This window comes from Psychrobacillus sp. AK 1817 (assembly GCF_008807035.1).
Taxonomy (GTDB): Bacteria; Bacillota; Bacilli; order Bacillales_A; family Planococcaceae; genus Psychrobacillus; species Psychrobacillus faecigallinarum.
The window spans coordinates 3,818,002-3,837,936 of record NZ_CP031739.1 but is presented as its reverse complement, the minus strand read 5'-3'; the positions used below and the strand labels follow the sequence as shown (position 1 = coordinate 3,837,936).

The window sequence follows — 19,935 nt, the reverse complement described above, 5'->3', positions numbered from 1 at the left end:
TTTCTTAGTCGATTGTTATTCAATGTAATGCATTTATTCTAATGGATATTGAAGGAAAACACAAGATGTACTCTCATCAAAAATTTTATATTATGAGAAATTAAATCGCTACATTCTCTTTTACATCTTTGATGATTAAACCAGCTTCAGTAGCATCGATAATATCTTGAACAGAATACCCTTCAAATACCTCTTTTAACTCTAGGCCATCTTCAGTTACTTCAATCATTGCCCGTTCTGTTATTATTTTATTCACAACTGCCTTACCAGTTAGAGGCAAGGCACATTCTTTTTTAATCTTTGCGGAGCCGTCCTTCGCACAATGGTCCATAATAACAATTATTTTCTTGGCACCATGTACAAGATCCATCGCTCCTCCCATTCCTTTAATCATCTTACCTGGGATCATCCAGTTAGCTAAATCTCCCTTTTCGGATACCTCCATTGCCCCTAAAATAGCAACATCTACATGTCCTCCGCGTATCATCGCAAAGGATTCAGCACTTGAGAAGAAGGATGACCCTGGTATTGTAGTAACTGTTTCCTTACCAGCATTGATAAGGTCTGGATCCACTTCTTGCTCCGTTGGATATGGCCCTATGCCTAAAAGTCCATTCTCTGATTGAAGCACCACTGTCTTATCTGGAGATATAAAGTTGGCAACCAAGGTAGGAATTCCAATCCCTAGATTTACATAGTTCCCATTTTCAATTTCTTTTTCTGCTCTTCTCGCAATTTTTTCACGTGTATTCATCCGAATCTCCCCCTTATGAACGTGTCGTTAGACGTTCGATTCTTTTTTCCTGCTCTGCTTGGAACAGACCTTGGACATAAATACTTGGTGTATGTATTTGGGCTGGATCTAAATCGCCTGTCTCTACGATTTCCTCTACTTCTGCTATCGTCACCAAACCAGCAGCAGCCATCATTGGATTGAAGTTTTGAGCTGTTTTGTTGTATATTAGGTTACCAAACTTATCTGCCTTAGCCGCCCGAATCAAGGCATAATCTGCTCTAAGGGCTTCTTCAAGAACATATTCCTTACCGTCATAAATACGTACCTCTTTACCCTCTGCAACTACTGTACCTACACCTGCTGGAGTAAAAAATGCAGGAATTCCTGCCCCTCCGGCACGAATTTTTTCCGCTAAAGTACCTTGTGGAGTGAGCTCAACTTCAATCTCTCCTGAAATTACTTGTCTTTCAAACTCTTTATTTTCACCTACATAGGAGCCTATCATTTTTTTAATCTGTTTATTTTTTAGTAAAAGGCCTAGGCCCCAGTCATCTACGCCACAGTTATTGGAAATTACGGTTAAATCCTTTACCCCTTTATCAACTAACGCTAAAATTAGCTGCTCTGGAATACCTACTAATCCAAATCCGCCTACCATTAACGTCATGCCGTCTTCAATACCTGCGACAGCTTCTTTTGCTGAACTATAAATCGGTTTCATATCCCTATCCCCTTTCAAAAAATACAGCCTACCCTATTATATTCTCAAATATCGGACTACTCCGCAAACCTTTTTGATTATTTACGGTATATATTCATCTCGAGACAGTATATCAAATCTTAAAAATGCTTCTTTTGGTAACAAAATTCTTATTACATTTTTTTAGAATAAAAAAAAGAACAAATTCCACTTGGAGAATTTGTTCTTTAATCGGATTAAATTATATTAAATAAATCTATTATTTTTCGTTGTCAGCTTTTTCTGTTACGTCCTTATTATAATTATATTGGGAAGGATTAACCTTAGTAAAGCCTGCCGGTGTGTAAAATCTCAATAAGTCACCATTTACAACTTTATCAGATAAATGCAACCTGTTTTCTACTCTTTTCTTATACTCATTCGCTTTTTGAATTTGATTATCATCAACAAGTGGTAAACCAGTTGTTGCATCATAAAATTTTTCATCAATTGAATAGATAGTAGGGCTGACATAATCACCATTTCTGAATGGAACTATATCGTTATGTTCTTTTGATAATATGTCTGTCCCAAATTGAACATAATCTTGTGAATCAATTCCAAGTAAGTGTAATAAGGTTGGAAGAAGGTCTATTTGCCCTCCGTAAGTATGATTGACTCCACCCTGCATCCCAGGAACGTGAATAATTAAAGGTACCCGTTGTAAATTAGTACTTTCGTAAGGAGTAATTTCTTTTCCAATGATTTGTTCCATGGCTTTATTATGATTTTCAGAAATACCATAATGATCACCATAAAAAACAAGCATACTGTTATCATATAAGCCGGAGTTTTGTAATTCACCAATGAACTGTTCAATTGCTTCATCAGCATAACGAGCAGTTTGGAAATAATCATCTACACTTGCATCACCAGTATCTGCTTTATCAATTGTTGTTAAGTTTTGATTCATTTTATATGGATAATGATTCCCAACCGTAATAAATTTAGCATAGAAAGGTTGAGGTAAAGTTTTTACATATTCTAATGATTGTTCAAAGAATGGCTTGTCCAATAATCCATATTCAGCCATATCTTCTTTAGAAGTTGTGTCATAATAATTGGCATCAAAGAAATGCTCATAGCCGAATGATTTATAAATCTCATTACGATTCCAGAAAGTGCCGTTATTGCCGTGGAATACAGCAGATGTATAACCATCCTCTTTTAAAATCGCTGGAGCTGATTGATAAGTATTCTGACCTTTTGTAATAAATGCAGATCCTTGCGGTAAACCAAATAATGAGTTTTCAAGCATGAATTCAGCATCCGAAGTTTTACCTTGTGCTGTTTCATGGAAGAAATTATCAAAATATAGTGTATTCGGATCTTTTATTAATGAATTTAAGAATGGTGTAACTTCTTCACCGTTTAATTTATAGTTCATTAAAAAGTTTTGGAATGACTCCAAATGGATATAGATGACGTTCATGTCCTTCGCAGCGCCAAAATATTCTGGGTTAGGTTCCGCAGAGATAGATTTTGTATAGTTAATAACTTCTGTCATATCATCGCTATCAGCTAAAGCCCTCTGTGAAGATGCCTTTATAGTTTCAGTAGCGTCATAAATAGTATAGTTATACATTCCTAAATACTTAACAATATAGTTTCTATCAAAACCACGAGTTAATAACTGTGGACGATCATAGTTAGCTAATCCTAAATTTAATGCAAATATTCCTATTACAAAAGCAAGCCCAGCAATTGCTTTCTTATATCCAACTCTACTATTATTTTTTTGTATTTTTTTAGACACACATAGGTAAATCAACAAAAATACATCGACAAAGAACATGATATCGTAGGGTTTTAATAAAGAAACAACACTGCCACCTAAGTCTCCAAAATTCTGCGTTTGAGTAATCGTTGGTAATGTAATAAAGTCACTAAAAAATCTATAATAAACTACATTTGCATATAAAAGAAAGGACATTAAAGCATAAATAACAGCAAGTAATGTGTATCTTCCTCGACCTTTGAAAGCAAAAGAAAATCCAAGAAATAGCAAGGCAGAGCCCAGCGGATTTATAAATAAAAGGAATTGTTGAAGGAGTCCTTCTACTCCTAAGTTAAACTGAGTTACTTGCGTGATATATGTTTTAATCCATAACATGAAAACGGCTAAAATAAACAGACTACTAAACTTGTTTAAAAAGGTAGTCTTGTTATTATTTAAAATTTCCATTTGATCACCTTCCTATAAGTCTAGTATTTCAAGATTTAAATTAAATATTATATTTAGGGGAAAATAATTTTAATATAATTTCTAAAGCTAATATAACCTACCTCTTTCTTCGACTTTTGTCAAGTAAAAAAACTACTGCATTTATCTTTGCATAGCCTTTAGATAGATACTTATCATTATGTATCGATACTTCTTTTCATGGTGCTGACTTTACATTTGAAGGGATTATAAAAATTAGATACTTAGTTGAAGACCCACATTTAAATTGGCATTAATTAACAAAAACCTCTTACTCCATTTTAAAGTCCATTGGAGTAAAAGGTTTTGATTTTTGGGGTAATATATTTAACAAGCCGAATAATAGAGATTTATCAACTATAGTTGAACAAGAAAAAAGAGCTGCTTATGTCAAAATTTAAACTCTTAACGAGCCACGGAAGCCCCGTGCAGCATAATAAGAATCTGCTCCATTGTGGTACATAAATACAGTATCGTAGCGACGATCACAAAAGATGGCCCCACCGAATTTTCTAATATTATCAGGTGTTTGCACCCAGCTAGACGTTTTCAAATCGAATTCTCCAAGCTTCTGCAGTTCTCGGTATTGTTCCTCCGTTAAAAGCTCAATACCCATATCAGTTGCCATATCAAGAACGCTATTCTCTGGTTTGTGTTTTTTCCTTGACTCAAGTGCTTCACGGTCATAACAAACGCTTCTGCGACCCTTAGGAGTTTCCGCTGAACAATCATAAAAAATGAATTCGGCTGTCGTTTTATCATATCCAACAACATCAGGTTCACCGCCAGTTATTTCCATTTCGTGGAGCGACCACAGTTTATCAGTGTTAGTTTCAAGCTTAGCTTGTACTTTAACCCAATCAAGTCCCATATGGCGGTTCATATTTTTCTCAAAACGGTCTTTCAAAGTTTCAAATAGTTCCTCACGTTGCTCTGGTGAATACTCCTTACTTGTCATATAAGCTTCCTCCTATATTGTTTTTATTCAAATTTGTTTTTGTGTTAATAAATGTACTAACATTAGTAACTCCTGCTTCTATATAACTTCTGACTAAATTCCATTCGTTCTTGCTATTTTTTTGGAACGTTTGAAAGAACAAATTTGCTGTGTCTAATCTCTTACCTTGAATAACCAAAGTAGCAGATAAAATAGCCATAGTTTCGTCATCTCTTAAAGGAAGAACTGTAATTACATTTATCATCCACTCTGCATTATTTTCTTTTGCAAATTTAAAACCTTGTTCCCATCCATTTAATGATTCTTCATAACCAAAGTCAACTATATTTCCATCTGTTATTTCTCTAGCTTTATACTCTTGTGATATTAAGTTTTTCATGCCTGTTAAAGATGAATCTCTCCAAACATCCAAATAAGAATCTAAAAACATTGAAAATGAGCTGGGCATTGAGGTCCCTCCTTAATATTGTTTGTAATTACAATTCTATATAAGAAGGAACATACCTTTATTTTAACCTGAACTGTTATTAGAAACATAATAAGTTATTGAAGTGTCTAAATTTATGCATCATCAAAGTCATCCTTGGTCTTTTTTTCTGAAATTAAAATAATAAATTCTTTCAAATTAGAGGCATATTCTTCAAGTTCTGCGTCTTCGTGATACCATATATAAATCTCATTCTCCATTCTTCCATTATTAATTTTAAAACATAATTTATCTCCCGAACCATCATCACCAATTGCTATAAGCTCTTTTGACATATCTTCCTTGACCTCAGTGTTTTGTCTAACAATATCATCCCAAGTCTTTTTAGGGTTTCTCTGGTCTTTGATAGGAAAAAGTGTCCATTCACCTACTTCTGCATTATTGATTAACTTGAAAAGTTCCTTATATTGTTCTGGGAAGACTGCACCTAGCTTATCTTCCGTTTCCTTTATGTCTGATTCATTAACGCCGGTTTTCCTTGTATGTATTAGTCCTATTACATCTTTCATTAAATAACCTTCCTGTCGTTTTTAATATTTTTCCTTCTATAACTTCACCTATTTATTTTGTTGAAGAAAAAAACAACTCAGTCACTTTGAATTTCAAAGCAAAAATATCCAAATGGCAAATGCTTTTCTTTTAATTTCATTTCAGATTTTGCTATTTTCATCATCTTGAGTAGAATTTCTCTTAAAGAGTCCTTATATACTTTAAGTGCCTTTTGATATGAAACAATATCGTTATGTTTGCATAATGGATATAGTATGGCACCTAGATTCATATCATTAAGTACTCTAGGGGTATCTACTGAATCTAGACAATCTAAGATGTGCATCTCTTGGTCCTTTTCATCAAACCAATCTCTGCATTCTATATAAAACATATATTCCTCAAATTCTATTTGGTGATTCAGTTCTTCATTGATATAGAATGGTGTCACTCTAAGACAATTAGTTGTTGAATTACAACTAATAATTTCTTCAAGGATACCTTTTAAATCTGTAATGGTCGGGTAATATCTATATTTCCCCTTATAGTAAGCTGTATTATTGTATATTATTCCATTAATCTTCCCGCTTTTTTTCTTCAACACAATTCACCACTTCCCTGTTTCCCGAGCTAACTTCTTATATTTTGCTTCCTTTAGTTTAACAAGAAAAAAGAGCTGCCTATGCAGCTCATTGATTTGTCAAATGTTTCCCGAGAGAATAGTATGATTATTTATGTTGTTCAACTATTAAATCTATTCCATCTCAAACAGTTTTTGTTCTATCAAATTTAATATTGCAAGTATATAGCTATTATCCTCTTCCAATTTATAATAGAATTTATCATTTTAACAATTTGATTAATGCTAGAATTTTTTCATCGTTACCTGGGTCTACGTATACTAGCTTTGTATTTTCAATAATATCGGTGTAGAATTTTTCACCGGCAGGGTAACTGCCATCCCAACGTAATGGAACGTTATAAACATTAATCGTCCCATCCCCATTACCACTATATGTTACTGATCCGTCTACTAACCGAGAACCTGCTAATTGGATGACATCTTCTGGATAGCTAACACTTGTATCGTCATTAGGATTTATTAGAGTACCAGCTGGAATATGTTGAACATATAAACCATCTAGCTCTTGATTGGCACCTAGCTTCAGCCAGACTCGAGCGTATTCAATTTGCTCACTAGAATACTGAGATAGTATTTCTTTATCTCCCTTAGATCCTTCATTTGAATCACTACTGCTATTGGTACTATCTGAATTGTTTTTTACCGTTTCTTTTGTAGATGTATCATTTACATCATCAGCGGTCTCCGTTAAAATACTTTTTTCTGTTTCTTTTGTTGATTCTAAAGCAGAATTTTTTTCTGAAGAATCATTTATGTATTCTTCATTTGTGTTGTTAGAGCATCCTACTAGCATACATAAAGAAATATTAAAATAAAGAATCTTAGTTATTTTTTTCATTCGACAACATATTCCTTTCATTACTCCAAAATCAGTTAAAGGTTTGATAACATCTAAAAATTTAATGCAATTGATTTATTAGTTGTTCTGTTGTAAGTATAGTAGCGAACTCTTCATTTAAAGTAGCTAGCGAAGTATTATGTATAGTCTCGGCATCATAGTAATTATCATTTTGGTCTTTCATACCAAACGCTGCTGTCGCATCAGATATAAGGTATGTATTAAAACCTAGATTCCCACTCATTCTTGTAGTCGTAGATACACAATGCGGCGTAGTTAAACCTGTAATTACTAATGTTGTTATATGATTTAATTTCAAGAACTCTTCCAAATTTGTACCAATGAAACTACTATTAACTTTCTTTGTTATAATTACTTCCTCTTCAATGGGTTCAACTAACTCTTTTATAGCAAATCCCTCATTCATTGGATGAAATACAGAACTAGGGTTATCCGACATATGTTTAATATGCACTACTTGCCACCCTTTCTCTCTCCACAACGTTAGAATTCTACTAATGTTTTCTTCTGCATTTAAATTATTTCTCTCTCCCCATTTTTTATCATTAAAAGCTTTTTGTACATCTATCACTATTAACGCTTTATTTTCTTTATCTAACATAATTCCTCCTAAAATTTTGAATTTATCATTTATTTCATTTTATGTGCCTATTCTATTAAGTTCAACTGGAATCGTTATTTTTCAACATTGATCGCTTCTAATTTCATAATGGCACCAAAATACTGTGAAGCCGTAGTTAACGTAATAAACGCAATAAGCTCACTAATCTCTGCATCTGAAAGAGTTTCTTTCAAAACTTTAAATTGAGCATCTGAAATATTCTCTTTTTGTTTTATAAATACCTCCACAAATCCAACAGCAATGGATGTTTTTTCATCAAATAAATGCGGTTCAGGTTTTCCCTTTACTTTGCAATACTCACAACCATTACTTTGTGCTAAAGTTCTCCTTACTTGTTCTTTTAATTGAGATGATAAATGCCCATCTTTTTCTAAAACTTCGCCTAATTGATTCCACCCGTTCAATACATCTTTGTTATGCCCTAAAAGTTTTTGAAAAGGGGTCTCCCCGAAATCTGACTGATTAATTCTTGCCATAATTATTACCTCCTTCTAGTATTTATCATACCGAATAATTCTATCGCTTTACATTAAATGTGATATCATTTTAAAGATATTACTTTAAAAAATTAACGTAAAAGGAGAATTTACTTTAAAAATGAAAATAGATTCAACTGATAAGAAAATTATAGATGAATTAAGGCAAAATAGTCGATTATCGATGAGTGAACTAGGAAGAAGAATCAATTTATCTTCACCATCTGTAACAGAACGGGTAAAACAAATGGAGTCATTTGGAATTATAAAGAGGTTATACATTAGAAGTCGATTACGAGAAATTAGGGCTCCCTATCCAATGTATTATAGAAGCAACAGTTAAAAATGGAGATTATAATTCTTTTAAAACATATATTGAAGGTCTTCCAAATGTGGAATTTTGTTACCGAATAGCAGGAAATGCTTGTTATATGCTTAAGATGCAATTCGAGACTTTTTCGAAAGCAGAGGAATTTATAGAAGATGTAAATCCTTACGCCCACACGGTAACACATTTCATTTTTTCTCAAGTCCAAACGAAATTACGAATGGATTCTTATTGATCTTTCCTATTACTTGGTTAACTAAGCTGCGTTACGTTAAATGCAACATTACGACAGGGATTGCCGTATTTTGAATGTAAAAAGAGACCATCGAAAAATGATGGTCCTCTTTTTCCTTTATTAATATAGAAATGCTAAGTGATTGTCTACTTGGTATGTGGACTTAAAAAATAGAACTTCAATATGGTAACTTAGTTTTTTTAAAGCACACAACGTTTCTAATGTATCTGACATTAAATCCACTTTTCGTTATATTTCATTTAATTCTTCTCTTACATTACTAATACAGTCCAATAAAACTTCATTTGGTATTTCCTTTTTAAATGATTTTATCAATTGGTATGCTTGCGCTTGTACTTCATAGTTTCCATTTATCAAATGATAAACTAGAGTTTCTATATGTGCTGAACAATCAAATGGTTCTAGAGCATATAATAGTGTTCCTCTATAACCAAGAGTTTTTGGATCATTAATAACATCTATTAACGGTTGAACCACGTCTTCATTCCCAGTATCACTTAAAGTTAAAGCAATGGAATTTCTTAATAATGCATTTTCTGTACTTCGTAAGTATCCAATAAGGAGAGGGATTGCTTGAATGTCCTTGCTTTTGCTAATTTCTTCTAAAATGATTTCTGTTTCATCAAACCTTTCATTTTCTATAGCCAATTTTAATGAATTATTGTACATAATACTTATCCAGACTCCTTATTCTTGTCGTTTACCCTAATTAAAATTAGATTTTAAACTAAAATACATGTTAATCCTGTTAATTGATTTAAATATTACGTCAATAACAATGTTCTTGATTTGGATCAAACGTTCGCGACATTCTCTCAGATAATGGATTACCGTTCGCAGTATGGACTCCGCCAGAGAAATCCATATTTATTTCATTTACTATCTTACCTTCTTTGTCTATATAAAAAGCTTTTTCTTTATGCCACCCCAAATCAATAATAAATTTTGATGGGGATGAAGTTAAGATATTTCCATGTTCAGGTACTATAAATAGCAAGGTATCGTCTTTAATTTCCAGCTCTTTCTCATTAGGTTGATTGAAATAAATGTTAATACATCCTTTGAAACCTTCAGGTAAATGATAAACGACGGTAGTATTATTGCTTGGTTTACTTAACCACCACACGAGGCCTACCATCAGAACTATACTAATTAAAATCCATAACTTCCTCGCCATATCACTACTCCAATCACTTACTTACAGTTTATGTAGTCGCTTTGATTAACTATTGTTCAATTTAGGCACCCATTGGTTAAGTAAAAAGCTTCAAGTATTTTTGTTTTTTATTCTTTAAATGTTAACCCTTCTTCTTTTAATGAAGTTCTCATAATAGGTAATGAAGCTGGTCCAATGCCATGAATTTTTAAAATTTCTTTTTCAGTATAGCTTGATAGTTCTTGCAAAGTGTCAATTCCTTCGTGAACTAATGCATTTCTTGCGGGTGAACTGAGTTTAGAAAGGAACCCACTTTTAGGTTTATTCTTTTTATCACAGGTAGGGCAACTTTGACACTCACTAGTTTTGTAAAACTTATGTCCTTTTTCACAAACCCTTAAACTTTTTTCTACTGTCAAATTAATCCCTCCACACAAAGTCTGCAACTAATTTTATCGATTGCTCAGATGTTTTTTATCAATGCCCCATCCGAACAATCGCAAGGATGGTAGATAATAATTCTCCTTTCTAAATTAGTTATATTAGTGTTTTGGTCATTATAAAGTCTATTTGTTCCTCGTCCCCCATATAAAAGGAGTGAGCGCCAGTTTGAATAAACCCCATTTTCTCATAAAAAGCTATAGCATTTTCATTTTTATCCCAAACGCCTAACCAGATTTTCTGTTTATTACTTTTCACCGCAATGTCCATGGCTTTATTAAAGAGATATTTACCAATTCCATGTTTTTGAAATTTGTTCTTTATATAAATCCTCTCTATTTCGAGTGATTCATCACCCATTTTTTCAGACTGAGCATCATTGGTATTGATCTTTAAGTATCCTGCAATTTCATTATTAAAATAAGCAAAAAAGAATTGCGAAGAAATATTTAAAATTTCTTTTTCTAATTGTTTTAAGTTAAATGCTCTTTCTAAATAGGAATTCATATTCTCAAGTGAATTTTGATGCTTAAATGTCTCATTAAATGTTTCATAACTAATTTTTTGAAGCACAGGTAAATCCTCAATAGTACACTTTTTTAAATTTATAGTCATTTCAATACGTCGCTCCTTTAATAATAAGTAAGAAGTTATGCCCTACAAATGTGTATTAGGAAAAAATATAAACAAAAATTGACCCATCGAACTTCGATAAGCCAATTCCATACATAATGTATTATTTTGATAATGCGATTTTTATATGGGCTAAGTGGTGCTCTTCATGCCAAGCTAATTTTGCTACTTTTGTTGCGGCTGTTATTTTACCATTTTCCTGGTGAGTAAAAGCTCGATCTAATTGCTCTTCAGTTAAACTATATCCTAAAGATACGATGCGCTCATTTATACCTTCTAGTATTTTAATAGAACTCTCTATAGGAAGCTTGGTATCCGGTTGAATAGCCCACTTTTCTTGATCAAAAGCTGGTACTGTTGGATTCTCGTCTGTTAAAGCTAGCTTCAAACGTTGATACATATTCAACTGAGAATCTGCAATATGATGCACAAGTTGACGAACTGTCCAGCTACCATCACGATATGTTTTGCTTAATTCCTCATCGCTTAAAGAGTCAACAGTTTCTCTTAAACGAATCGTATAAGTTTCGATTTTCTTTAGCCATTCTTGAATATTTTCTAATGTGACTTTTTTAGGAACCTGTAATTCTCCAATTGGGTATCTTGTATCCATTTTCAATCCCCTTCCCTCTTAGTTGTTTTACTCTTCATTATTACTTAAGTTATTTTACCATATTGTTAAATTTCCGTATCAATTGGCTATATATGTTCATTTTTATTCTCTGCTTGTTTTAAGGCAGGGAACTACCTTTTTAGTTCAGTAAGACCTGATTAAGAGCCAGTAAGTATTGGATTAAAAAAATTTCTAATTCTGCGAAGCGAATCACAGTTAAAATCATTTTAAAAAAAGTTTATATAAAACAAATCCAACTATTAAAACAACAATCAATATTACTGTACCCTTCCAACCCATACCACCTGTTATATCAGTATAATTTCCATTTTCACCTCGACTAAATCCATCTCTTAATGCACCGCCAGGATTTTTATTTAGTTCTAGTTGCCTTAACCTTTCTCTTTTTTCCTTTGGAGTTTCTTGTCTATTCTTCAAGCCAAACACCTCCTAGATTGCTGTATTATCTATTTTTTATGGTTCACCTTCTTTTACTAAACTGTTTCAATAGTTTAAGGGTAATAATTTATAATGGTGGGCTAAAAATAGAACATCGCAATGCTTTTCTATCTCAAAATACATATTCAATCTTGTTACTACTTTGGAAAAATTACTATTTTGCAGATACCCATTCATATTGAATATCTGGTAAATTTTCTTCGTTTTCATGATCTCTACTTATGATTTCAAACTCATTATTTTCATAAAATCTTTGTGCCTTTTCATTTACTTCAAATGTGTACAAGATTAATTTCCCACTAGATTGTGCTTTTGCTTTATCTAGTAATGTCCGCCCTATACCGAATCCTTGATATTCTAGATGAATATATAATTGGTTTATTTCCCTATCATTATATGCAATCATTCCAACCACTTCTTCATCAATTAACGCTAATTCTATTTGAAACCGTTCAGGTAATATATTATTTAAAAAATATACATGATTTTCAAAGTCATGTATTTCTTTTTGGCCAATAGCCTGTTCCTTACTATCTCGCCACATTTCCACTGTTTGTTCTGCATATTTGGAGTTATACGGAGTAATTCTGATTTTATGTTGCTTCATCCTACGCCTCCTCTTTTTATTTTAGACGAACATCCAAAAACTATAAACGATATTAAAATTAAGAATAGAAATAAACTGTAACAAGCACCTCCTTAATAATAATTGAATAAAATTTTTGTTATTATCTATTGCTATGTTTGACTCGCTTCCTTCACTTTTTTAAACGTATCCTTTGTAACTGGATTCTTCTTTAAATGACTTATTCGACTTGAGAGCTAAATAACCTTTTACATTCATACAGATGAGTTAATTTATTCAAATACGACCATTTTTCACACTGTCGATTGGAACAAAAATATCTCCTTCTTTTTTTATTAAAAAACCTAAGTCAACAAAATATTGAACTTAGGTTTAGGAATTATCTATTTACTTTTACTCATTTAAAGCTGCTTCTTTTTTTAAAGGTATATCGTAAAGTAAGCTAGTAATAATAGATATAATTATTAGACTAGCTAAGATTAGTATCATCGCCGGAGTTCCGTATGCCTCTACTAAAACCCCTCCTATAAATGGTCCAATCATCCGTCCAATTGTAGCCATACTGTTAACGATACCTTGATAGAATCCTTCTTTTCCTTTCGGAGCCAACTGGCTAGCTAACGTGGGAACAGCTGGCCAAACGAACATTTCACCAAAAGTGAGTATGACCATAGCAACTACAAACATCGTATAGTTTTCAGCAAATGCTACTACTACAAAAGAAATCATAAATATGACAAGCCCTAAGACCATTTGCGTTTTAATCTTGTGCTCTAATTTATTTATAATCGGTTTAATAAGTGGCTGAGCAAGTAAGATTAGTGCTCCATTAACTGTCCATAAGAGACTATATTGTTTTAAGGTGATCCCTAAATCTAGCACATAGGTTGAAATAGTCGAAGTCCATTGTACATATATGATCCATGTAAGCATATAACCAAAAGTTACAATCATCATTGCATAAATAGGAGCCATTTTTTTTATTTTCTTCTTTTCTCCTAAAACAGAAGCTTGATGATTAGAAACGATTGACATATTTTTATAAAATACGCCGGCAATCACTAAAAAGAAAACATACGCAAATAAATTTGCTACAAAAATATTGTTGATATTATTATCCGCTACAAGACCCGCTAAGGCAGGTCCAATTGCCACTCCTAAATTCTGGGCTAAATAGATAGAGTTGAATGCTCTTCTACCGCCCTCTGGCCAAACATTTCCTACCATTGCATACATACTAGGAAAGATAATCCCCCCACTAAATCCTAGTATAGCAACGAGCCAAATATATTCGGGCCAGTCATGCCATACAGTCAACGCTGCTAACGACAACATAGACAGGAGAATACCAAACATAATAGACTTATAGCCTCCTATGCGGTCAAACAAATACCCACCCAATAAATTACCTATTACTCCGGTCCCTGCGTTAAGCATTAATACTAAGCCTGCAGTGGTCAACGATTGACCTAAATAATCATGCATATAAATTGTATGTAAAGGCCATAAAAATGAATTTCCTGTCGTATTTATGAACATTCCTATTATTAAGAGCCATACTGCTTTTGGCATTTTAAATACCTCATTTCTTTAGACACTCAAAATATTGTAGCTGTTTTTAGTCACCACTTCAAGATAATTACATCTTTAAATCAAATATTCATGATAAAATAATCCTGTTAAGGAGTGAAGAATATGACTAATAACTTCCCTTTCCCTACAGATGGGAAAAGATACTATACGTGGAACCGATATTTGCGAGACATTTTTGATATGAAGATTTTTAAGGTTGCGCTTGATGCAGGCTTTGATTGTCCAAATCGTGATGGCACAGTAGCATACGGAGGATGCACATTTTGCAGTGTTGCAGGCAGCGGGGATTTTGCTGGTGATAAAGTAGACCCAATTCCGGTGCAATTTGAGAAAATTCGAGATAAGATGCATGAGAAATGGAAGCAAGGAAAATATATCGCTTATTTTCAGGCTTATACAAATACGCATGCACCTCTTCCTGTTTTAAAGGAGAAATTTGAAGCCGCATTAGCATTAGAAGGAGTAGTAGGAATTTCTATCGCCACTAGACCAGACTGTTTACCTGATGATGTAGTGGAATATTTGGCTGAGTTAAATGAACGTACATATCTGTGGGTTGAGCTCGGCTTACAAACTGTCCATGAAAGTACAGCAAAAATAGTTAATAGAGCTCATGATTATCCTACTTATATAGAAGGAGTTTCCAAGTTAAGAAAACACGGGATCCGTATATGCACCCACATTATAAACGGCTTACCATTAGAAAATCGCGATATGATGATGGAAACAGCTAGAGAGGTAGCAAAGCTGGATGTCCAAGGTATTAAGATTCACCTTCTTCATCTATTAAAAGGAACTCCTATGGTGAAGCAATATGAAAAAGGGATGCTAGAGTTTATGGGTCGTGATGAATATATCCAGCTAGTAGCCGATCAATTAGAAATCCTCCCGCCAGAAATGATAATTCATCGTATTACTGGAGACGGGCCTATCGATTTAATGATTGGTCCTATGTGGAGTTCCAACAAATGGGAAGTGTTAAATGGAATTGATGCTGAGCTAGCTAGAAGAGAAAGTTATCAAGGAAAATTTTATACGAAAACTGGTGAATTAATATGAAGTTAAAAAGAATTCTTCCATATGCAAAAGAGCTTCTTCAAGGGATTGTAAAAGAAGGTGACACAGTTGTAGACGCAACTGCAGGGAATGGTTATGACACACTATTCCTTGCAAGCTTAGTTGGCACACAGGGTCATGTCTTCGCTTTTGATGTCCAAAAGGAAGCGATTGAATCGACCTCTGAGAAACTCAGCAATGCAGAACTAAGAGATCGTGTTTCTCTTATTTTAGATAGTCATGAGAACGTAGGAGAATATGTAAAGAATAAAATTTCTGCAGCAGTCTTCAATCTAGGATACCTGCCGGGAAGCAACCATGAAGTAGTAACTACAGGGAATTCTACTACTAAGGCTATTTCCTCCTTGTTAGACCTTTTGGAGGTCGGGGGTCTTATAGTATTAGTAGTTTATCATGGGCATGAGGGTGGTAAACAAGAAAAAGATGAACTCATTTCTTTTGTTCAACGACTTCCTCAATCTTTCGTTCATGTATTATGCTACCAATTTCTAAACCAAGAAAATGACCCTCCATTTATAATTGCCATTGAAAAAATGAAAGAAAGGTGAATATATGGATGAAGGATGGAGAGACTAACACAAAAAGGAGATTACCATGCCAAAAATTGCTTCTGTTAGTACATACAAACCTCCATACACCCTAGAACAATCGAACATAGAACAATTAACGAAAGAGCTTTTTCACGATAAAATCCCACAGCTCGAACGATTACTAAAAGTATTTGAAAATGGTGACATTAATACCCGAAATTTCTGTGTTCCTTTAGAGTGGCACAAAACCACCCATTCATTTGAAGAAAGAAATTCCACATATATCGATCTTACTACCAAATATAGCGTGGAAGTCATCCAAGCCTGTCTCCAAAACAGTTCTTTTTTAGCGAATAAAATATCACCAGAGGAAATCGATGCTATTATTTTTGTAAGCAGTACTGGCATTTCTACTCCAAGTATTGATGCTCGTGTGATGAACCATCTTCCCTTCTCAGATCGTCTTAAACGGATTCCTTTATGGGGTCTAGGTTGTGCAGGTGGCGCAGCTGGAATAAGTAGAGCGTTCGATTATTGTAAGGCACATCCTTCTGACAAGGCTTTAGTAGTTTGTGTAGAGCTATGTAGCCTCACTTTTCAACCAAATGATTATTCAAAGAGCAATTTAGTCGGTGCTTCCTTGTTTGCAGACGGAGCAGCTTGTGTGTTAGTTTGCGGAGACGATGTTGATATAGCTACTAAAAGACCAGTACCTCATATTATCAAAACAGCATCCAAATGGATGCCCGACTCTGAGGATGTAATGGGCTGGGAAGTAAAAAACAGCGGTTTACACGTTGTATTCTCAAAGAGCATTCCAACAATTATCTCCAAATGGCTTGGTCCATTTATGCACGAATTCTTGAGTGAGGAAAATCTCACTAGTGAGGATATCATTAATTTCGTTGCTCATCCAGGTGGAAAAAAAGTTTTGAAAGCTTATGAGGATTCTCTTAGTCTGTCTGAAAACCAAACAGCTATTTCAAGAGAAGTATTAAAAAATCATGGGAATATGTCTTCACCAACCGTTCTCTATGTATTAGAGCAATTTATGCTTAAAGAAAATACTCCTAATAACTATGGCATGCTAGTCGCTTTAGGCCCAGGATTTTGTGGCGAAGCAGTGTTATTAAATTGGAGGAATTAGTATGTTGTTTTTCATAATCATTGCACTAGTTATTATTCAAAGGTTGGTGGAAGTAGTAATTGCTAAGAGGAACGAGAAACATATGCTGGCTCAAGGTGCATATGAAGTAGGAGCCTCTCACTATCCTTATATGCTAGCCTTGCATATTAGCTTTTTTCTCTTTTTGGTTGCGGAGGTCGTCTTTTTAAACCGAACAACTTCTCCATTATTTCCTGTATTTTTTTTCGTATTCTTGTTAGTTCAAATTCTTCGCGTTTGGTGTTTAACTTCTCTCGGAAAGTTCTGGAATACAAAAATAATTGTTCTTCCTGGGGCAAATGTGGTTACGAAAGGACCATATCTTTACTTCAGACATCCGAATTATATTGTTGTTTGCACCGAGATATTATTATTGCCTCTAATGTTCCAGGCATACTTTACTGCATTAGCTTTCACATTGTTGAATTTGGCTATGCTGTCAGTCCGAATTCCATTGGAAGAAAAGGCTTTAATAGAAGCAACTGATTATAATGAAGCATTAAAAAAGAAGATATCGGCCTCCTAGGCGATATCTTCTTTTCTTGTATATATCATATTAAATAATGCTGACTCATGCTAGATTATTAAGCTTCTTTAGTCACTGCCTCTTCAACTGCTCGAGCAACTATATAATGTACCGCAGGGTCTAATGGATTTGGTATTAACTCTCCCGGTCTTGTATAATCGACTATTGCCTGAGCTGCTGCAATAAGCATTGGATACGTAATTTCTTTTGCCCCAGCATTTAAAGCACCCTTAAAAATACCTGGGAAGCCAATTACATTATTAACAGAGCGACCATCTGCTGCAAAGGCTGCTCCCGCTGCGATAGCAATAGATGGAAGGATTTCTGGATTAGGGTTGGAAAGTGCTAAAATAATTTGACCTTTTCGCACCATCTCAGGTTTAATCAATCCCTCGACACCTGTCGTAGCAACAATAATATCACAATTCTTCATCATCTCTTCTAATGAATCAATCGTTTTTCCTCCATAGTGAAGAAGACGCTCTTTAGCCGCTTCCTGACGGTCCAAGCCATACACTTCTTCCACACCGTAAGCCATTAACATACGACAAATAGCTAATCCCGCTGCTCCTAAGCCAATCTGACCAATTCTCGCAGTTTTTATGTCTACCTCAGTAGCTCGGCAAGCAGAAAGTATAGCCGCTAAAGCCACTACAGCAGTGCCGTGCTGGTCATCATGCATCACAGGTATTGGAAGCTCTGCTTTCAGTCTTTCTTCTATTTCAAAGCAATGCGGTGAACCAATATCTTCTAATAGAATTGCACCAAATCCTTGGTGAATATGCTTTATAGTTTCTACAATCTCATCGGGATCACTAGTATCTAATAGAATTGGTATTCCGCTCAATCCAACGAACTGATCTAATAGTACAGATTTCCCTTCCATTACTGGCATACCTGCCACGGAACCAATGTTACCTAAACCCAAAATAGCGGTACCATCGGTTACAATAGCAACGGAGTTTCCGATGGAAGTGAAATATTGGGCCTTATCTGGTTCGTTAACAATTTCCATACATACACTTGCCACTCCAGGTGTATAAATTCTTTGCAAATCTCCTAATGAGCGGACATCATATCTGCTCTTCATTGCAATTTTCCCACCTTCATGGGCTTTTAACACATCATCACTGATAGCTTGGATTTTCACACCGTTTCCAATTGCTTCAATGTTTTTTATAATTAGCTCGAAGTCTTTTTTAGACTTGCTCGTAACGGATATATCTCGAATAGTTGTCAATGCACCACTCTTTAAAGTAGTGATATCTCCTATATCTCCTTCTCCCATGCCTATGGCAGTCGCTACCTTAGCAAAGTTACCAGGTTTTGAAGGTGTTTCGACGATAATATTACGAATAATATGTTGGTTTTCCATATCTCTCTCCTAATCTCTTACTCTATTTTCAATTATATGATTATAACACAAAAAATCCCCATTTATAAAAATGAAGATTAATTGTTGCTCAATATGTTTGTTTGAAAAAAAGATGCATTTTAAACGATATAACCGATAGATCTCAGTACATTATTAATGAAGGAGTGAGAATATGTAAAAATTTCTTCTCTTTCTGGCTCTAAATACAGATCATGAAAACAATTCTTCCATTCCTTGAATTGATAATCCGATAGCTCCTGTTTTTTCAACCATGCTTTGGCTGCTGCTGTGTCCGTAATCTTATCTCTTTCTCCCGTCATTAATAAAACAGGGACATTAGGAATAGATTCGGGATATTGGCTTACAGTTTTCATCTCATTTTCAAGCTCTTTATACCAATCATGTGAAATAATCGTTCGATAATACGGATCGTTTACTAGATCTTGATAGGCGCTGTAGTTTCTAGTTAGTTCCTTTAGTTCAATGTCATGATTGATCTTCTGCTGCACAGAGATTTTAGCTAATGCCTTTGTCCACTTGGAAGGAAGTTTTTTTAACAAAAGCCACGGAGATGTTAAGATAACACCAGCATATTCCACCTCTATCTTATGTAACATCTTCATAACTAAGGTTGCTCCAAGCCCATGTCCTACTATAAAAATAGGAAGGTCATATGAAACAGCAACCTGCACTGCTTGCTTTATGTAGTCTTTATAAAGATCAAAGGATTCATCGTGAATGGTCTTGGTTCTCACTAACTCCCCGTGACCTGGCAAATCTCCCATCACTATATGGCAATTTGAGCTTCGCAATTTTTCGATTAGCCAAGCATAACGTCTGTGATGCTCATAGGCACTATGAACAATAATTACAACCGCTTTAGCCTTTTCATCTGACTCCCACTTCCACATGTTCAACATACCTCATTTCTGTAACACTCTCTACGTCCTATTTATTTCTTTCTTTCGATTTGTTTGATAGGATT

At 34.3% G+C, this 19,935-nt stretch carries 24 protein-coding genes, 1 pseudogene and 1 other annotated feature (1 of these 26 only partly in view); of the genes and pseudogenes, 5 read left to right on the top strand and 20 right to left on the bottom strand.

Going from position 1 to position 19,935, the window contains the following annotated elements; genetic code table 11:
- Window positions 1-15, bottom strand: a binding site (T-box leader); it reaches 201 nt to the left of the window's first position.
- A gap of 85 nt (window positions 16-100) precedes the next feature.
- The 10 genes from D0S48_RS19275 to D0S48_RS19230 form a co-directional block, all read right to left on the bottom strand.
- Entirely contained in the window at window positions 101-754 is a 654-nt protein-coding gene (locus D0S48_RS19275) for a 3-oxoacid CoA-transferase subunit B (protein ID WP_144535206.1), read from the bottom strand.
- A 13-nt stretch (window positions 755-767) separates the two neighbouring features.
- A complete protein-coding gene (locus tag D0S48_RS19270; protein WP_144535204.1) occupies window positions 768-1,457 on the bottom strand; it encodes a CoA transferase subunit A in 690 nt (229 codons plus the stop codon).
- 238 nt (window positions 1,458-1,695) lie between these two features.
- Window positions 1,696-3,660, bottom strand: coding sequence for a lipoteichoic acid synthase (locus D0S48_RS19265; protein WP_151113433.1), 1,965 nt, complete (start codon window positions 3,658-3,660; stop codon window positions 1,696-1,698).
- Between the two features lie 415 nt (window positions 3,661-4,075).
- Complete coding sequence (locus D0S48_RS19260; RefSeq protein WP_151113431.1) at window positions 4,076-4,636, bottom strand: DUF4256 domain-containing protein; 561 nt, start codon at window positions 4,634-4,636, stop codon at window positions 4,076-4,078.
- Entirely contained in the window at window positions 4,626-5,084 is a 459-nt protein-coding gene (locus tag D0S48_RS19255) for a flavoprotein (RefSeq protein WP_225321651.1), read from the bottom strand. Before D0S48_RS19255 ends, D0S48_RS19260 begins: the two co-directional genes overlap by 11 nt.
- A 113-nt stretch (window positions 5,085-5,197) precedes the next feature.
- The gene (locus D0S48_RS19250; RefSeq protein ID WP_151113429.1) at window positions 5,198-5,632 is read right to left on the bottom strand and encodes an SMI1/KNR4 family protein; all 435 of its coding nucleotides are present in this window, start codon (window positions 5,630-5,632) and stop codon (window positions 5,198-5,200) included.
- Window positions 5,633-5,709: 77 nt separating this feature from the next.
- Entirely contained in the window at window positions 5,710-6,216 is a 507-nt protein-coding gene (locus D0S48_RS19245; RefSeq protein WP_151113427.1) for a hypothetical protein, read from the bottom strand.
- 238 nt (window positions 6,217-6,454) lie between these two features.
- Window positions 6,455-7,093, bottom strand: a complete 639-nt coding sequence (locus tag D0S48_RS19240; protein ID WP_151113426.1) for a hypothetical protein — start codon at window positions 7,091-7,093, stop codon at window positions 6,455-6,457.
- A gap of 61 nt (window positions 7,094-7,154) precedes the next feature.
- A complete protein-coding gene (locus D0S48_RS19235; protein WP_151113424.1) occupies window positions 7,155-7,715 on the bottom strand; it encodes a cysteine hydrolase family protein in 561 nt (186 codons plus the stop codon).
- Between the two features lie 74 nt (window positions 7,716-7,789).
- Window positions 7,790-8,212 carry a carboxymuconolactone decarboxylase family protein gene (locus D0S48_RS19230; protein ID WP_151113422.1) on the bottom strand — a complete coding sequence of 141 codons (423 nt, stop codon included), beginning with the start codon at window positions 8,210-8,212 and terminating at the stop codon, window positions 7,790-7,792.
- Between the two features lie 121 nt (window positions 8,213-8,333).
- Between D0S48_RS19230 and D0S48_RS19225 the strand changes: the two are divergent.
- Window positions 8,334-8,775, top strand: a pseudogene (locus D0S48_RS19225) (Lrp/AsnC family transcriptional regulator).
- 249 nt (window positions 8,776-9,024) lie between these two features.
- Here D0S48_RS19225 and D0S48_RS19220 read toward each other — a convergent pair.
- From D0S48_RS19220 to D0S48_RS19185, 8 genes are all read right to left on the bottom strand, one after another.
- Window positions 9,025-9,465, bottom strand: coding sequence for a HEAT repeat domain-containing protein (locus tag D0S48_RS19220; protein ID WP_151113420.1), 441 nt, complete (start codon window positions 9,463-9,465; stop codon window positions 9,025-9,027).
- Between the two features lie 100 nt (window positions 9,466-9,565).
- Window positions 9,566-9,973 carry a DUF6843 domain-containing protein gene (locus tag D0S48_RS19215; protein WP_151113418.1) on the bottom strand — a complete coding sequence of 136 codons (408 nt, stop codon included), beginning with the start codon at window positions 9,971-9,973 and terminating at the stop codon, window positions 9,566-9,568.
- A gap of 107 nt (window positions 9,974-10,080) precedes the next feature.
- Window positions 10,081-10,371 carry an RNA polymerase alpha subunit C-terminal domain-containing protein gene (locus D0S48_RS19210; RefSeq protein ID WP_144535182.1) on the bottom strand — a complete coding sequence of 97 codons (291 nt, stop codon included), beginning with the start codon at window positions 10,369-10,371 and terminating at the stop codon, window positions 10,081-10,083.
- Window positions 10,372-10,489: 118 nt separating this feature from the next.
- Entirely contained in the window at window positions 10,490-11,008 is a 519-nt protein-coding gene (locus tag D0S48_RS19205; protein ID WP_151113416.1) for a spermidine/spermine N(1)-acetyltransferase, read from the bottom strand.
- A gap of 121 nt (window positions 11,009-11,129) precedes the next feature.
- Window positions 11,130-11,639, bottom strand: coding sequence for a YfiT family bacillithiol transferase (locus tag D0S48_RS19200; RefSeq protein WP_151113414.1), 510 nt, complete (start codon window positions 11,637-11,639; stop codon window positions 11,130-11,132).
- A 222-nt stretch (window positions 11,640-11,861) separates the two neighbouring features.
- Window positions 11,862-12,077 (bottom strand): DUF6366 family protein, encoded by a 216-nt coding sequence (locus D0S48_RS19195; protein ID WP_151113412.1) that lies wholly within the window; start codon window positions 12,075-12,077, stop codon window positions 11,862-11,864.
- Window positions 12,078-12,252: 175 nt separating this feature from the next.
- Entirely contained in the window at window positions 12,253-12,705 is a 453-nt protein-coding gene (locus D0S48_RS19190) for a GNAT family N-acetyltransferase (protein WP_151113411.1), read from the bottom strand.
- 372 nt (window positions 12,706-13,077) lie between these two features.
- Window positions 13,078-14,256, bottom strand: coding sequence for an MDR family MFS transporter (locus D0S48_RS19185; protein ID WP_144535177.1), 1,179 nt, complete (start codon window positions 14,254-14,256; stop codon window positions 13,078-13,080).
- Between the two features lie 123 nt (window positions 14,257-14,379).
- Between D0S48_RS19185 and D0S48_RS19180 the strand changes: the two genes are divergently transcribed.
- The 4 genes from D0S48_RS19180 to D0S48_RS19165 are packed head-to-tail and all read left to right on the top strand — an operon-like array spanning window position 14,380 to window position 17,575.
- The gene (locus D0S48_RS19180) at window positions 14,380-15,336 is read left to right on the top strand and encodes a tRNA modification radical SAM protein MnmL/YtqA (RefSeq protein ID WP_151113409.1); all 957 of its coding nucleotides are present in this window, start codon (window positions 14,380-14,382) and stop codon (window positions 15,334-15,336) included.
- Entirely contained in the window at window positions 15,333-15,902 is a 570-nt protein-coding gene (locus tag D0S48_RS19175; protein ID WP_151113407.1) for a tRNA 5-(aminomethyl)-2-thiouridylate-methyltransferase MnmM, read from the top strand. The genes D0S48_RS19180 and D0S48_RS19175 overlap by 4 nt, the downstream gene beginning before the upstream one ends.
- 46 nt (window positions 15,903-15,948) lie before the next feature.
- Window positions 15,949-17,031 carry a type III polyketide synthase gene (locus D0S48_RS19170; protein ID WP_151113405.1) on the top strand — a complete coding sequence of 361 codons (1,083 nt, stop codon included), beginning with the start codon at window positions 15,949-15,951 and terminating at the stop codon, window positions 17,029-17,031.
- Window position 17,032: 1 nt separating this feature from the next.
- Window positions 17,033-17,575 (top strand): isoprenylcysteine carboxyl methyltransferase family protein, encoded by a 543-nt coding sequence (locus D0S48_RS19165; protein ID WP_144535169.1) that lies wholly within the window; start codon window positions 17,033-17,035, stop codon window positions 17,573-17,575.
- Window positions 17,576-17,633: 58 nt separating this feature from the next.
- On the opposite strand, the gene D0S48_RS19160 is transcribed toward D0S48_RS19165, so the two are convergent.
- Both D0S48_RS19160 and D0S48_RS19155 read right to left on the bottom strand, forming a co-directional pair.
- Window positions 17,634-18,950 (bottom strand): NAD-dependent malic enzyme, encoded by a 1,317-nt coding sequence (locus D0S48_RS19160; RefSeq protein ID WP_151113403.1) that lies wholly within the window; start codon window positions 18,948-18,950, stop codon window positions 17,634-17,636.
- A 119-nt stretch (window positions 18,951-19,069) separates the two neighbouring features.
- Window positions 19,070-19,861, bottom strand: coding sequence for an alpha/beta hydrolase (locus tag D0S48_RS19155; protein WP_151113401.1), 792 nt, complete (start codon window positions 19,859-19,861; stop codon window positions 19,070-19,072).
- Window positions 19,862-19,935: the final 74 nt, after the last annotated feature.